This is a genomic window from Streptomyces sp. NPDC006384, assembly GCF_042870695.1.
Lineage (GTDB): Bacteria > Actinomycetota > Actinomycetes > Streptomycetales > Streptomycetaceae > Streptomyces.
The window spans coordinates 41,159-54,144 of record NZ_JBIAHR010000009.1 but is presented as its reverse complement, the minus strand read 5'-3'; the positions used below and the strand labels follow the sequence as shown (position 1 = coordinate 54,144).

13 protein-coding genes are annotated in these 12,986 nt (G+C 73.2%); 11 read left to right on the top strand and 2 right to left on the bottom strand.

Translation table 11 applies throughout. The annotated features are described in order from the left end of the window. Nucleotides 1-7 precede the first annotated feature (7 nt). The 3 genes from ACFYOJ_RS14120 to ACFYOJ_RS14110 are packed head-to-tail and all read left to right on the top strand — an operon-like array spanning nt 8 to nt 3,278. Nucleotides 8-1,405: a DUF6421 family protein gene (locus ACFYOJ_RS14120; protein ID WP_356551192.1), complete on the top strand. Its 1,398-nt coding sequence runs from the start codon at nt 8-10 to the stop codon at nt 1,403-1,405. A 59-nt stretch (nt 1,406-1,464) separates the two neighbouring features. Beyond that, on the top strand, nt 1,465-2,211 hold the full coding sequence (locus tag ACFYOJ_RS14115) for an SDR family NAD(P)-dependent oxidoreductase (RefSeq protein WP_356551194.1): 747 nt from the start codon (nt 1,465-1,467) through the stop codon (nt 2,209-2,211). Then, nucleotides 2,208-3,278: a low specificity L-threonine aldolase gene (locus tag ACFYOJ_RS14110; RefSeq protein WP_356551196.1), complete on the top strand. Its 1,071-nt coding sequence runs from the start codon at nt 2,208-2,210 to the stop codon at nt 3,276-3,278. The genes ACFYOJ_RS14115 and ACFYOJ_RS14110 overlap by 4 nt, the downstream gene beginning before the upstream one ends. A gap of 306 nt (nt 3,279-3,584) precedes the next feature. Here the strand turns inward: ACFYOJ_RS14110 and ACFYOJ_RS14105 are convergent, their stop codons facing one another. Beyond that, nucleotides 3,585-4,313 (bottom strand): lysophospholipid acyltransferase family protein, encoded by a 729-nt coding sequence (locus ACFYOJ_RS14105; RefSeq protein WP_356558621.1) that lies wholly within the window; start codon nt 4,311-4,313, stop codon nt 3,585-3,587. 291 nt (nt 4,314-4,604) lie between these two features. On the opposite strand from ACFYOJ_RS14105, the gene ACFYOJ_RS14100 reads away from it, so the two are divergent. The 5 genes from ACFYOJ_RS14100 to ACFYOJ_RS14080 all read left to right on the top strand — a co-directional run bounded on the left by ACFYOJ_RS14100 (nt 4,605) and on the right by ACFYOJ_RS14080 (nt 9,094). Beyond that, entirely contained in the window at nt 4,605-4,964 is a 360-nt protein-coding gene (locus ACFYOJ_RS14100) for a TlpA family protein disulfide reductase (RefSeq protein WP_388596885.1), read from the top strand. A 148-nt stretch (nt 4,965-5,112) separates the two neighbouring features. After that, nucleotides 5,113-5,622 carry a flavin reductase family protein gene (locus ACFYOJ_RS14095; protein WP_356558622.1) on the top strand — a complete coding sequence of 170 codons (510 nt, stop codon included), beginning with the start codon at nt 5,113-5,115 and terminating at the stop codon, nt 5,620-5,622. Between the two features lie 219 nt (nt 5,623-5,841). After that, nucleotides 5,842-6,630, top strand: a complete 789-nt coding sequence (locus tag ACFYOJ_RS14090) for an electron transfer flavoprotein subunit beta/FixA family protein (RefSeq protein WP_356558623.1) — start codon at nt 5,842-5,844, stop codon at nt 6,628-6,630. Between the two features lie 58 nt (nt 6,631-6,688). Beyond that, entirely contained in the window at nt 6,689-7,651 is a 963-nt protein-coding gene (locus ACFYOJ_RS14085) for an electron transfer flavoprotein subunit alpha/FixB family protein (RefSeq protein WP_356558624.1), read from the top strand. A 153-nt stretch (nt 7,652-7,804) separates the two neighbouring features. Further along, nucleotides 7,805-9,094, top strand: a complete 1,290-nt coding sequence (locus ACFYOJ_RS14080) for a DUF6986 family protein (protein WP_356558625.1) — start codon at nt 7,805-7,807, stop codon at nt 9,092-9,094. 70 nt (nt 9,095-9,164) lie between these two features. Here the strand turns inward: ACFYOJ_RS14080 and ACFYOJ_RS14075 are convergent, their stop codons facing one another. Next, entirely contained in the window at nt 9,165-10,241 is a 1,077-nt protein-coding gene (locus tag ACFYOJ_RS14075; RefSeq protein ID WP_356558626.1) for a LacI family DNA-binding transcriptional regulator, read from the bottom strand. A gap of 210 nt (nt 10,242-10,451) precedes the next feature. Here ACFYOJ_RS14075 and ACFYOJ_RS14070 point away from each other — a divergent pair, with 210 nt between their 5' ends. From ACFYOJ_RS14070 to ACFYOJ_RS14060, 3 genes are all read left to right on the top strand, one after another. Continuing rightward, nucleotides 10,452-11,405, top strand: a complete 954-nt coding sequence (locus ACFYOJ_RS14070; RefSeq protein ID WP_356558627.1) for an ROK family protein — start codon at nt 10,452-10,454, stop codon at nt 11,403-11,405. 126 nt (nt 11,406-11,531) lie between these two features. Next, a complete protein-coding gene (locus ACFYOJ_RS14065) occupies nt 11,532-11,726 on the top strand; it encodes a hypothetical protein (RefSeq protein WP_356558628.1) in 195 nt (64 codons plus the stop codon). A gap of 168 nt (nt 11,727-11,894) precedes the next feature. Beyond that, nucleotides 11,895-12,935 carry an NUDIX domain-containing protein gene (locus ACFYOJ_RS14060; protein ID WP_356558629.1) on the top strand — a complete coding sequence of 347 codons (1,041 nt, stop codon included), beginning with the start codon at nt 11,895-11,897 and terminating at the stop codon, nt 12,933-12,935. Nucleotides 12,936-12,986 lie beyond the last annotated feature (51 nt).

Sequence of the window (12,986 nt, the reverse complement as noted above, 5' to 3'; positions counted from 1 at the left end):
ATGGGACATGACGGAAATTCTTGTGCAGATGGGTGCGGAGGAGAAGATTCCTCCGGTGGGCAGGGTGGTGGAGCACCCGGCGTGGCCCGTGCTCAAGGATGCCGTGGAGCGGATCCGGCCATGGCAGGCCAAGGACGGGTCGATCGACTTCGACGCCGAGGGCGCCCCGGAGCGTGCCGCCGCCGAGGACGCCGTACGCCGCGTCGCCGCCGCCGTCGAGGAGCTCTCCCCGCTGCTCCCGCACGACCGCGCCTACCACGAGGCCCTCGTGAAGGACCTGCGCCGCTGGGCCGACGGCGGTTTCCAGGTGCCCGACTTCCTCGACTCGCTGCTGGCCTTCCAGCCCGCCGCGGACCGCCGCGACGGCCTCCAGCACCTGGTCGTCTTCCCGATGTACACGCAGAACGGCAACCCCGACCGCAACCTCGAAGCGGTCGTGCTGCGCATGGTCTGGCCCGACTGGCTGGCCGAACTGGAGCGCACCCGCTACGACAACCCGCTCTTCTGCGGCATCACCTTCGAGGACTTCACGGCCGGCTACGACACCAACTCCGCTGTCCTCTTCCCGGAGACCATCGCCGTGCGCGAGGCCCCCGAGCGCTTCACCTGGGGCGGCATCTTCTGCGACCGCGAGGCCGCCCGCTTCCGCCGGGTCACCGAGGCCGCCGTCGACATCCTGGGCCTGGAACTGCCCGAGGACGTCGCCGCGATGGTCCACGACCAGAAGCGCTGCGAGGAGGCCTTCGTCCTGTGGGACATGGTCCACGACCGCACCCACAGCCACGGCGACCTGCCGTTCGACCCCTTCATGATCAAGCAGCGCCAGCCGTTCTGGATGTACGGCCTCGAAGAGCTTCGCTGCGACCTCACCGCGTTCAAGGAGGCCGTGAAGCTGGAGGCGGACGGCGTCCCGCAGGCCCGCGACGTGCAGTACGCCGTCCTCTTCGACCGCATGTTCCGCTTCCCGGTCACCGGCGAACGCGTGCGCAACTACGACGGGCTCGGCGGCCAGCTCCTCTTCGCCTACCTCCACAAGCACGACGTCGTCCGCTGGACCGACAACAAGCTCTTCATCGACTGGCAGCGCGCCCCGCAGGTCACCAACCAGCTCTGCGCCGAGATCGAGACGCTCTACCGCGACGGCATCGACCGCCCCAAGCTCGTCCACTGGTTCGCCGGCTACGAACTGGTCTCCGCCTACCTCGCCCCGCACCCGGGCTCGAAGTGGGCCAAGGGCCCCGACGCCCTCGACCTGAGCCTGCCGCCGCGCAAGCTCGTCGACGACGTGCTTCCGGACGAGTTTCCGCTGAGCATGTTCTACGAGGCGCTGTCCAAGAAGCTCAAGAAGGTCATCGAGTCGACCCGGGGCATCACCCGGGACGACGCCGGGCGGGCCGCCGCGTGAGCGACGGCACGGACGCGCGGGAACAGAATCGGCATGTACAGGCCCGGGAGGCGAGGACCATGGGGAACGGGGCGCTCGACGGCGCGGTGATCGCGGTGGCCGGAGCGGGCGGACCCGCCGGACGGGCCGCGCTGCTGCGGCTCGCCGAGGCGGGCGCGACCGTCGTCGGCTCGGACAACGACCCCGAGCGGCTGGCGGAGGCGGTCGACGCGGCGCGCTACGCGCACGGCGGCGCCACGGTCACCGGCGAGACGGTCGACCTGCTCGACCTGGACTCCACCCGGGCCTGGGCCGACCGCGTCGAGAGGGACTTCGGCCGGGTCGACGGCCTGGTCCACCTCGTCGGCGGCTGGCGCGGCAGCCAGACCTTCACCAAGACCGACCTCGGCGACTGGGACCTGCTGGAGAAGCTGCTGGTCCGCACCGTGCAGCACACCACCCTCGCCTTCCACGAGGCGCTGCAGCGCAGCGACCGCGGCCGCTACGTCCTGATCAGCGCCGCGGGCGCCACGCAGCCCACCGCGGGCAACGCCGCCTACGCGGCCGCCAAGGCCGCCGCCGAGGCGTGGACGCTGGCCATGGCGGACTGGTTCCGCAAGGCGGGGGGCGAGCAGGGGCCGACGTCGGCGGCTGCGATCCTGGTGGTCAAGGCGTTGGTGCACGACGCGATGCGCGCCGAGCGCCCCAACGCGAAGTTCGCGGGCTTCACGGACGTCAAGGACCTGGCCGAGGCGGTCGCCGGAGTCTGGGAGAAGCCCGCCGCGGAAGTGAACGGAACCCGTCTGTGGCTCACCGAGAAGCCGTGAACCCACCGAAGACCGACGCACGTCGCCATCACGACCCCGAGGTCCGCGGATTCGCCAGCGACAACTACGCCGGCGCCCATCCGGAGGTGCTCGCCGCCCTGGCCCTGGCCAACGGCGGGCACCAGGTCGCGTACGGCGAGGACGACTACACGGCCAACCTCCAGCGGGTGATCCGCAGTCACTTCGGGCCGACGGCCGAGGCCTTCCCGGTCTTCAACGGCACCGGCGCCAACGTCGTCGCGCTCCAGGCGGTCACCGACCGCTGGGGCGCGGTGATCTGCGCGGAGAGCGCGCACATCAACGTCGACGAGTGCGGAGCCCCGGAGCGGGTCGGCGGCCTCAAACTGCTCACCGTCCCCACCCCCGACGGCAAGCTCACCCCCGAGCTGATCGACCGGCAGGCGTACGGCTGGGACGACGAGCACCGCGCGATGCCGCAGGTCGTCTCGATCACCCAGAGCACCGAGCTCGGCACCCTCTACACGCCCGAGGAGATCCGGGCGATCTGCGAGCACGCCCACGCGCACGGCATGAAGGTGCACCTGGACGGCTCCCGGATAGCCAACGCCGCCGCCTCCCTGGACGTGCCCATGCGCACGTTCACCAACGCGGCCGGCGTCGACCTCCTCTCGCTGGGCGGCACCAAGAACGGCGCCCTGTTCGGCGAGGCGGTCGTGGTCCTGAACCAGGACGCCGTACGCCACATGAGGCACCTGCGCAAGCTGTCCATGCAGCTCGCCTCCAAGATGCGCTTCGTCTCGGTGCAGTTGGAGGCGCTGCTCGCCAAGGACCTGTGGCTGCGCAACGCCCGGCACGCCAACGAGATGGCCCAGCGCCTCGCCGAGGGCGTGCGGGCCGTGCACGGGGTGGAGATCCTCCAACCCGTGCAGGCCAACGCCGTCTTCGCCCGGCTGCCGCACGAGGTGAGCGAGCGCCTGCAGAAGCGGTTCCGCTTCTACTTCTGGGACGAGGCGGCCGGCGACGTCCGCTGGATGTGCTCCTTCGACACCACGGAGGACGACGTGGACGCCTTCGTGGCAGCGCTCAAGGAGGAGATGGCGCGCTGACCGGTCGCCCTGTGGCCGCGGGGGGGGGGGGGGCCCCCCCCCCCCCCCCCCCCCCCCCCCCCCCCCCCCCCCCCCCCCCCCCCCCCCCGGGCGGGGGGGGGGGGGCGCGCGGGGGGGGGCGGGGGGCCGGGCGGGGGGGGGGGGGGGGGGGGGGGGGGGGGGGGCGGCGGGGCGGGCGGCGCCGCCCCGCCCCCCCCCCCCCCCCCCCCCCCCCCCCCCCCCCCCCCAGGCCCGGCGCGGACGCGCCGTTCGTCCCGGGCGGGAGGCGGCTCACCCGACCGCCCACCGCCCTCCGACGCGCTCGGCTCAGTGCGCCTCGGCCGTGCGCAGCTGCTCGGGGGTCGGCGCCGTGCCGCCGAGGTGGGCCGGCATCCACCAGGTGTCGTCGGCGCCCCTGGGGCGTACCGGATAGGCGCGCTGGGCGGCCTCCAGCAGCTCCTGGACGCGCTCGCGCAGACGCCGGGTGAGGGCACCCGCGTACTGGTCGCGGGGGGCCTCCATGGCCTCGCCGACCCGGATCGTGATCGGGGTGTGGCTGCGCTTGAAGTTGCGCGGGTGGCCCTTGGTCCACAGGCGCTGGGTGCCCCAGACCGCCATCGGGACCAGCGGCACGCCCGCCTCCTGCGCCAGGCGCGCGGCACCCGACTTGAAACTCTTCAGCGTGAACGACTCGGAGATCGTCGCCTCCGGGAAGACCCCGACGATCTCACCGGACCGCAGCGAGTCCAGGGCGTGCGCGTACGCCGCCTCACCCTGCTTACGGTCGACCGGAATGTGCTTCATGCCGCGCATCAGCGGTCCCGAGACCCGGTGCCGGAAGACCGACTCCTTCGCCATGAACCGCACCAGTCGCTTCTGCGGCAGCGCCGCCAGGCCGTCGAAGATGAAGTCCAGGTAGCTGATGTGATTGCTCACCAGCACGGCGCCGCCCGAGCGCGGGATGTTCTCCGAACCCTTGCAGTCGATCTTGAGGTCCCACACCTTGAACAGGGTGCGGGCGAGACCGATCGCGGGACGGTAGACGAGTTCTGCCATGGGCGGGTCGAACCCTTCCTTGTCAGCCTGGGAAGGGGGCTCCCAGTCGAAAGCTACGCAGCCGTAGGTTTACGGCTTGTCGAGATCGTGCCCCAAGAACGGCCGGGGAACCAGCCCCAGTGCCCGGCGGCGGCGAGATTCTCGTCACTTCTCCCGGAACGGACGGCCGGAACGTGACGGTGAACGGGAATCCCGGCCCGCTCCCCGGTGCTGCACCTGTGGACGTCCGGACCGGGCGCGCCCCGGCGCGCCCCCGAGGAGCCGCGGTGCGGCGGAGCGGAGACGAACAGGGTGCGCGAGCGGGAAGACGGCACGCGGAACGACGGTCCACGGCACGGCGCACCGCCGCCGGTGGCCGCGGCCGACCTGGGCGCGGAGCTGGGCGAGCGTGCCACGCTCCTCCAGTTCTCCAGCGCCTTCTGCGCCCCCTGCCGGGCCACCCGGCGCGTCCTCGGCGAGGTGGCCGGCATGGTTCCCGGTGTCGCCCACATCGAGATCGACGCCGAGGCACGTCTGGAGCTCGTCCGGGCACTCGGCGTGCTCAGGACGCCGACGGTGCTGGTCCTGGACGCCGGCGGCCGCGTCGTACGGCGTGCCGTCGGGCAGCCCCGCAAGGCGGACGTGATCGCCGCGCTGGGCGAGGTGGTGTGACCACCGCCACGTCGCAGGTGAGGCGTTCTCCACAGCCCCGCACCCCAGGACGTACTTGACTGTGAACGCACCCCGTCGTCAGCCTCCCCGCAGGCCGTCGATCCCCTCCCCCCGGGGTGAGACGCAACGCAGAAGGACCACACCCCTCATGACGGTCACAACCGGCCCGGTACCGCCCCGGCTCGCCCCGGCCGACCTGTTCCGGACCGCCTTCCGGCGGCACGCGGCCGGGGTCGCGGTGATCACCGCGCGCGGTGAGGCCGGCCCGGCCGGCTTCACGGCCACCTCCCTCGCCTCCGTCTCCGCCGAGCCACCGCTGCTCTCCTTCGGCATCGGCACCGGCTCCTCCAGCTGGCCCGCGGTCTCCACGGCCGAGTACGTCGGCGTCCACGTGCTCGCGGAGCACCAGGAAGAGCTGGCGGCCACCTTCGCCCGCAGCGGCGCCGACCGCTTCGCCGCGCCCACCGTCTGGCACGAGGGCCCCGAGGGCGTCCCCGTCCTGGACGGCGTCCTCGCCTGGCTGGTGTGCCGCGTCGTCGGCCGTGTGCCGGCGGGGGACCACCGCGTCGTACTGGCGGAGGTGCTGACCGGCGACCCCACGGGCGAGGGCAGGCCCCTGCTGTACCACCAGGGCCGCTATCACGGGCTGCGCGACTGACCGGTCGGCGGACTGCCTCTGCGGAGCCGTCGGGTTCCGGTTACGCTGCGTTGCGAAGGTCACAGTTCAAAGCGCTTGCTTAGCGGGCAGGAACTGGATGTACTGACGAGTAATATTCCGGGCGGAGCGCAGGCCGCCCCGACCGGGATCGGCCGCTTGGGGCGCCTATGCTGCCTGCAAGAGGCAGCACTGAAATGTCGACGCAGTAGGAGAGCCGGCGTGAGCTTGAGGATCGTTGTCACTGTGAAGTACGTGCCCGACGCCACTGGCGACCGGCACTTCGCCGATGACCTGACCGTCGACCGCGACGACGTCGACGGTCTGCTCTCCGAGCTGGACGAGTACGCGGTCGAGCAGGCGCTGCAGATCTCGGAGAACTCCGACGACGACGTGGAGATCACCGTCCTGACGGTGGGTCCGGAGGACGCGAAGGACGCCCTGCGCAAGGCGCTGTCCATGGGCGCGGACAAGGCGATCCACGTCGAGGACGACGACCTGCACGGCACCGACGCCATCGGCACCTCCCTGGTCCTGGCCAAGGCGATCGAGAAGGCCGGCTACGACCTGGTCATCTCCGGCATGGCCTCCACCGACGGCGTCATGGGCGTCGTGCCCGCGCTGCTCGCCGAGCGTCTCGGCGTCCCGCAGGTGACGCTGCTGTCCGAGGTCTCCGTCGAGGACGGCACCGTCAAGGGCCGCCGGGACGGCGACTCGGCCACGGAGCAGCTCGAGGCGTCCCTGCCGGCCGTCGTGTCGGTCACCGACCAGTCCGGCGAGGCGCGCTACCCGTCCTTCAAGGGCATCATGGCGGCCAAGAAGAAGCCGGTTCAGTCCTGGGACCTGTCCGACCTCGACATCGACGAGGACGAGGTCGGTCTCGAGAACGCCTACACGGTCGTCGAGTCGGCGGCGGAGCGCCCGGCGCGCACCGCGGGCACGATCGTCAAGGACGAGGGCGAGGGCGGCAAGCAGCTCGCCGAGTTCCTCGCGGGCCAGAAGTTCATCTGAGCCCCGCCGGTTCCGCAGACCGCCCCTCACATCTCGCAAGCAGGAGAGAAGAAGTCCCATGGCTGAAGTTCTCGTCTACGTCGACCACGTGGACGGTGCCGTCCGCAAGCCCACCCTGGAGCTGCTGACGCTCGCCCGCCGCATCGGCGAGCCGGTCGCCGTCGCGCTGGGCGCCGGCGCCGGCGACACGGCCGCCGCCCTCGCCGAGCACGGCGCGGTCAAGGTCCTCACCCACGAGGCCGCCGAGTACGCCGACTACCTGGTCGTACCGAAGGTGGACGCCCTGCAGGCCGCCGTCGAGGCCGTCTCCCCGGCCGCCGTGCTGGTGCCGTCCTCCACCGAGGGCAAGGAGATCGCCGCCCGCCTGGCGCTGCGCATCGGTTCCGGCATCATCACCGACGCCGTCGACCTGGAGGCCGGCGACCAGGGTCCGGTGGCGACCCAGTCGGTGTTCGCCGCGGCGTTCACCACCAAGTCCCGCGTCTCCAAGGGCACCCCGGTCATCACGGTCAAGCCGAACTCGGCCGCCGTGGAGGCCGCCCCGGCCGCCGGTGCCGTCGAGGCCCTGTCGGTCACCTTCTCCGCCGCCGCGGCCGGCACCAAGGTCACCGCGCGCACGCCGCGCGAGTCGACCGGCCGTCCGGAGCTGACCGAGGCCGCGATCGTGGTCTCCGGCGGCCGTGGCGTCAACGGCGCGGAGAACTTCGCGATCATCGAGGCGCTCGCCGACTCGCTCGGCGCGGCCGTCGGCGCCTCGCGCGCCGCGGTGGACGCCGGCTGGTACCCGCACACCAACCAGGTCGGCCAGACCGGCAAGTCGGTCTCGCCGCAGCTCTACATCGCCTCCGGCATCTCCGGCGCGATCCAGCACCGCGCCGGCATGCAGACCTCGAAGACGATCGTGGCGATCAACAAGGACGCCGAGGCCCCGATCTTCGACCTGGTCGACTACGGCGTCGTCGGCGACCTCTTCGACGTCGTCCCGCAGCTCACCGAGGAGATCAAGGCCCGCAAGGGCTGAGATCCCGCCGGAGTCCCGTCCGAGGCCCCCGCGACCGTCCGTGGTCGTGGGGGCCTCGGCGTCTTCCTGAGACGGTTGACCGACGGGATACCGGCAGATAACTTCGCTCTACGGATTATTGATTCCGTTCAGCGGAAAATTGGAGGGTGTGGGATGGGTCAGCAGGAGAAGGTGGCAACGAGTCTCGCGGGCGCCGTCGGCGAGGAGATCAGTGCCTCCCTCGCACCGGTCGACGCGGAGCTGGAGCGCCGCTACCCCGGCGACCCGGGCACCCGCCAGCCCGTCCACACCGTCTACGTCCCCGGTGACGTCTTCGACGCCGGCACGATCCGCTCCTGGGGCGACCGGGCCCTCGCCGCCCTCGACGAACACGCCCCCGACGCCGCGTCGTTCGCCGCCGTCCTCGGCCTGTCCGACGAGCTCGCCGAGCCGGTGTACTCCCGGGTGCGCGCCAAGCTGGAGCGCGAGCCGGTCGAGGACCTGCGCATCGACTTCGAGGACGGCTACCACGGCAAGGACGAGGACCAGGACGCCGCCCGCGCCGCCCGCCTGGTCGCCGAGGCGTACGCCGGGGGCACCGCCGCCCCGTACATGGGCATCCGCATGAAGTGCATGGAGGCCCCCGTCCGCGACCGGGGCATCCGCACCCTGGACGTCTTCCTCACCGGCTTGCTGGAGCACGGCGGCCTGCCGGACGGCCTGGTCCTCACCCTCCCCAAGGTGACCTACCCGGAGCAGGTCACCGCGATGGTGCGGCTGCTGGAGGCCTTCGAGAAGACGCACGGCCTGGAGCCCGGCCGGATCGGCTTCGAGATCCAGATCGAGACCAGCCAGTCCATCCTGGCCGCCGACGGCACCGCCGCCGTCGCCCGCATGATCCAGGCCGCCGACGGCCGCGCCACCGGCCTGCACTACGGCACCTTCGACTACAGTGCCTGCCTCGGCGTCTCCGCCGCCTACCAGGCCAGCGACCACCCGGCCGCCGACCACGCCAAGGCGGTCATGCAGGTGGCCGCCGCGGGCACCGGCGTACGCGTCTCGGACGGCTCCACCAACGTCCTGCCGGTCGGGCCCACGGAGCAGGTCCACGACGCGTGGCGCCTGCACTTCGGCCTCACCCGCCGCGCCCTGGCCCGCGCCTACTACCAGGGCTGGGACATGCACCCCGGTCACATCCCCACCCGGTACGCGGCCGTCTTCGCCTTCTACCGCGAGGGCTTCGAGCAGGCCGCGGCCCGCCTCGCCCGCTACGCCAACCACGCCGGCGGCGACGTCATGGACGAGCCCGCCACCGCCAAGGCCCTCAGCGGCTACCTGCTGCGCGGCCTGGACTGCGGCGCCCTCGACATGGGCGAGGTCGCCCGGCTGACCGGCCTGACCCGCGCCGACCTGGAGGGCTTCTCCGCGCCCCGGCGCGGCGACCTCACGGCCTCGGCGCAGTAGGCGGAGGGCCGCACCCCCGAGAGGCACCGGTCCCCTGCCGGGCGGAAGCTCCCGCCCGGCAGGGGACCGTTCAGTCCGCCGGGGGGAGTTCGCCCGAGCCGCGGGTGATCAGGCGGGTCGGCAGTACGGTCCGCTCGGGGACGGGCAGGGTGCCGTCGAGCTGCCGGAAGAGCCGCTCGGCGGCGGTGCGGCCGAGGGCCGCCGCGTCCTGGGCGACCACGGTGACGCCCGGCCGCAGCAGATCGGCGAGCTCGAGGTCGTCGAAACCGACGAGGGCCACCGGACGGCTGTGCCCGGCGAGGACGCGGATCACCGTGACCGTCACCCGGTTGTTGCCCGTGAAGACCGCGGTCACCGGGTGCGGGCCGGAGAGCATCTCCTCGGCGGCCCGGCGCACCCGCTCGGGGTCGGTGACGCCCAGCGACATCCAGGAGCCCTTCACCGGTATGCCCGCGTCCTCCATGGCGGCCCGGTAACCGCGCAGCCGCTCCGCGGCGGTGTGGATGCGGGGCATGTCGCCGATGAAGCCGATCCTGCGGTGCCCGTGCGCGATCAGGTGGGCCACGCCGTCCCGGGCACCGCCGAAGTTGTCGGACACGACCACGTCCGCGTCGATCCTCCCGGCCGGACGGTCGACGAACACCGTGGCGACACCGGCCCGGATCTCCGGCTCCAGGTACCGGTGGTCGTCCCCGGCGGGGATCACCAGCAGCCCGTCCACCCGCCGTGCGCACAGCGCCAGCACCAGCTCCTGCTCGCGGTCCGGATCCTCCGCGCTGGAGCCGTTGACGAGCAGCGCGCCGTGGGCACGGGCCACCTCCTCCACCGCACGGCTCAGCGGCCCGTAGAAGGGGTCCGCGAGGTCCTCGAGCACCAGGCCGATGCTCGACGTGCGGCCCTTGCGGAGCACACGGGCGCTGTCGTTGCGGCGGAAGCCCAGCGCGTCGATCGCCTCCTGGACACGGCGCTCGGTCTCCGGGGTGACGCCCGGCTCCCCGTTGACCACCCGGGAGACGGTCTTGAGCCCGACACCGGCACGGGCGGCGACGTCCTTCATGGTGGGACGGTTGCCGTAGCGGCTCCCGGGACCGCGGTCTGCGCGGCGGGGCGTGTCGGGCGCGGGGCGGTGTCCTGTCCTGTCGTCCACGGGATTACGTCGGCTCCTGTCGTCCACGGGGTGCGGTGCTCATGGGGTTGTATGAGGATGTGGCGTCGAGCATAGAGCCTGGACAACGTTGTCAGAGACGGGGACACTGTCCTTCGCGCCTTCCGGTCCCGCGTCCCCACCGCGCGGCCGGACCGCTGCTTCCGCTCGTGTTCCTACTTTTCTTTCGGCTGACGGGGAGATCCGACTCTGATGCACACCGACCTCGTGGCAGCGCTGGACATCGGCGGCACCAAGATCGCCGGGGCGCTGGTGGACGGCGACGGCCGGATCCGGGCCCGCGCGCAGCGTGCGACGCCCGCCCGGGAGGACGGCGACACCGTGATGCGGGCCGTGGAGGCGGTCATCGCGGAGCTGGCCGGCTCGCCGCTGTGGGCCGGGGCCAGGGCCGTCGGCATCGGCAGCGCCGGACCCGTGGACGCCTCCGCGGGCACGGTCAGCCCGGTCAACGTGCCCGGCTGGCGCGAGTACCCCCTCGTGGAGCGGGTCCGCGCGGCCACCGGCGGCCTGCCCGTCGAGCTGATCGGCGACGGCGTGGCGATCGCCGCGGCCGAACACTGGCAGGGCGCGGCCCGCGGGCACGACAACGCGCTGTGCATGGTGGTCTCGACGGGGGTCGGCGGCGGCCTCGTCCTGAACGGGGCGCTCCACCCCGGCCCGACCGGCAACGCCGGTCACATCGGCCACATCAGCGTGGACCTGGACGGCGACCCCTGCCCGTGCGGCGCGCGCGGCTGCGTGGAGCGCATGGCGAGCGGCCCCAACATCGCGCGGCGCGCCCTGGCCGGCGGCTGGCGTCCGGGGCCGGACGGCGACACCTCCGCCGCCGCGGTCGCCGCCGCCGCGCGCCTGGGCGACCCCGTCGCCGTGGCGTCCTTCGCACGGGCGGCACAGGCGCTGGCCGCGGGCATCGCCGCCACCGCGGCCCTGGTGGAGATCGACATCGCCGTGGTCGGCGGGGGAGTGGCCAAGGCGGGCGAGGTGCTCTTCGGCCCGCTGCGCGAGGCCCTGGCCGGTTACGCGACGCTGTCCTTCGTGCGGCGCCTGACGGTCGTGCCCGCCCGGACGGGCACGGACGCCGGGCTGGTGGGCGCCGCGGCCGCCGCGCTCACCAGGGCGTCCGGCGTGACCGCGGCGGGAGTCTGAGCCGCGGCGGGTGCATGGGCCGTGGGCGAGTCCGGGCCGCGGCGGCCGGCCGCGTGCCGCGCGGCGTCCGGCCGTGACCTTGCGCCCGTGCCGTGACCTCAGGGCGGTCACGCAGTTGAAGCAGGCATGAAGAAGCGCAGCATGCTCGCCCTCGCCTCCCTCGCCACGGGCTTCGTGGTGGCGGCCGTCAGCCCGTCCCAGGCCGCCCCCGGCGACCTCCCGCTCCACCTCGACGTGGAGGACACGCTCAGCACCGCCGAACGCATCGTCGCCCCCGAGAGCCTCTCCCCGGACCAGGACGGGCCGGGCCGGGACGCCTGACCCGCACCCCCGGCTTGCCCGTCAGACCCGCCCGACGCGGACCGCGCGGCGCCGGTGCCCTTCGTCCGGGGGGCACCGGCGCCGCCGTCGTACGCCCTCAACTGGGCCTGGTTTCCGTGGCAGGGTGGAGCGGGCAAGCCACAGGGGGCCAAGACAAGAGGGGGACCTGTGACCGTCGTCTGGATCAACGGCGCGTTCGGTGCGGGCAAGACCGCCACCGCACGGGAACTGATCGAGCTGATCCCGAACAGCACGCTCTTCGACCCCGAGGTCATCGGCGCGGCGCTCCCGCACCTGCTGCCGCCCAAACACCTCGCCGAGGCCGGCGACTTCCAGGACCTCCCGATCTGGCGGCGCCTGGTCATCGACACGGCGGCCGCGATGCTCGCCGAACTCGGCGGAACCCTCGTGGTCCCCATGACCCTGCTGCGCCAGGAGTACCGCGACGAGATCTTCGGCGGTCTCGCCGCCCGCCGGATAGCGGTCCGGCACATCCTCCTCGCCCCGGCGGAAACGATCCTGCGGGAGCGGGTGGCGGGCCGCGAGACACACGGGACGGCGGACGGGGAGACACGCGTACGGCAGTGGTCGTACGACCACATCCCGTCGTACCGGGCCGCCCTCGCCTCCTGGCTGACCGCCGACGCGCACCCCGTCGACACCAGCGCGCTCACCCCGTACGAGGCCGCCGTCCGGATAGCCGAGGCGGTGGGTGCCGGGACCGTGCCGGCCTGCGACATCGTGCAGACGCCCGAACCCACCGCCGAGACCCTGGCCGCCGGCGTCCTCCTCTTCGACGAACAGAACCGGGTGCTGCTCGTCGACCCCACCTACAAGCCCGGCTGGGAGTTCCCCGGCGGCGTCGTCGAGCCGGGCGAGGCACCGGCCCGCGCCGGGATGCGCGAGGTCGCCGAGGAGACGGGGATACGCCTGGACGACGTGCCCGCGCTGCTGGTCGTCGACTGGGAGCCGCCGGCGCCCCCCGGCTACGGCGGCCTGCGGCTGCTCTTCGACGGCGGCCGGCTCGACCCCGCGCGGGCCGGCCGGGTGCTGCTGCCCGGACCCGAACTGCGCGACTGGCGCTTCGTCAGCGAGGACGAGGCCGCCGGCCTGCTGCCCCCGGTCCGCTACGAACGTCTGCGCTGGGCCCTGCGGGCCCGGGAACGCGGGGCGGCGCTGTACCTGGAGGCGGGCACGCCGGTCGGCTGACGGCCGCCCGGGGCGGCGGCGAGACCGGCAGGGGCGGCGCGCACGGGCCGT

Bases quoted from the DNA above. Each gene is read 5' to 3' on its own strand.
- ACFYOJ_RS14120 (WP_356551192.1), top strand. From the start codon at position 8: ATGACGGAAATTCTTGTGCAGATGGGTGCGGAGGAGAAGATTCCTCCG.
- ACFYOJ_RS14115 (WP_356551194.1), top strand. From the start codon at position 1,465: ATGGGGAACGGGGCGCTCGACGGCGCGGTGATCGCGGTGGCCGGAGCG.
- ACFYOJ_RS14105 (WP_356558621.1), bottom strand. From the start codon at position 4,313: ATGGCAGAACTCGTCTACCGTCCCGCGATCGGTCTCGCCCGCACCCTG.
- ACFYOJ_RS14095 (WP_356558622.1), top strand. From the start codon at position 5,113: ATGACGGTCACAACCGGCCCGGTACCGCCCCGGCTCGCCCCGGCCGAC.
- ACFYOJ_RS14085 (WP_356558624.1), top strand. From the start codon at position 6,689: ATGGCTGAAGTTCTCGTCTACGTCGACCACGTGGACGGTGCCGTCCGC.
- ACFYOJ_RS14080 (WP_356558625.1), top strand. From the start codon at position 7,805: ATGGGTCAGCAGGAGAAGGTGGCAACGAGTCTCGCGGGCGCCGTCGGC.
- ACFYOJ_RS14070 (WP_356558627.1), top strand. From the start codon at position 10,452: ATGCACACCGACCTCGTGGCAGCGCTGGACATCGGCGGCACCAAGATC.
- ACFYOJ_RS14065 (WP_356558628.1), top strand. From the start codon at position 11,532: ATGAAGAAGCGCAGCATGCTCGCCCTCGCCTCCCTCGCCACGGGCTTC.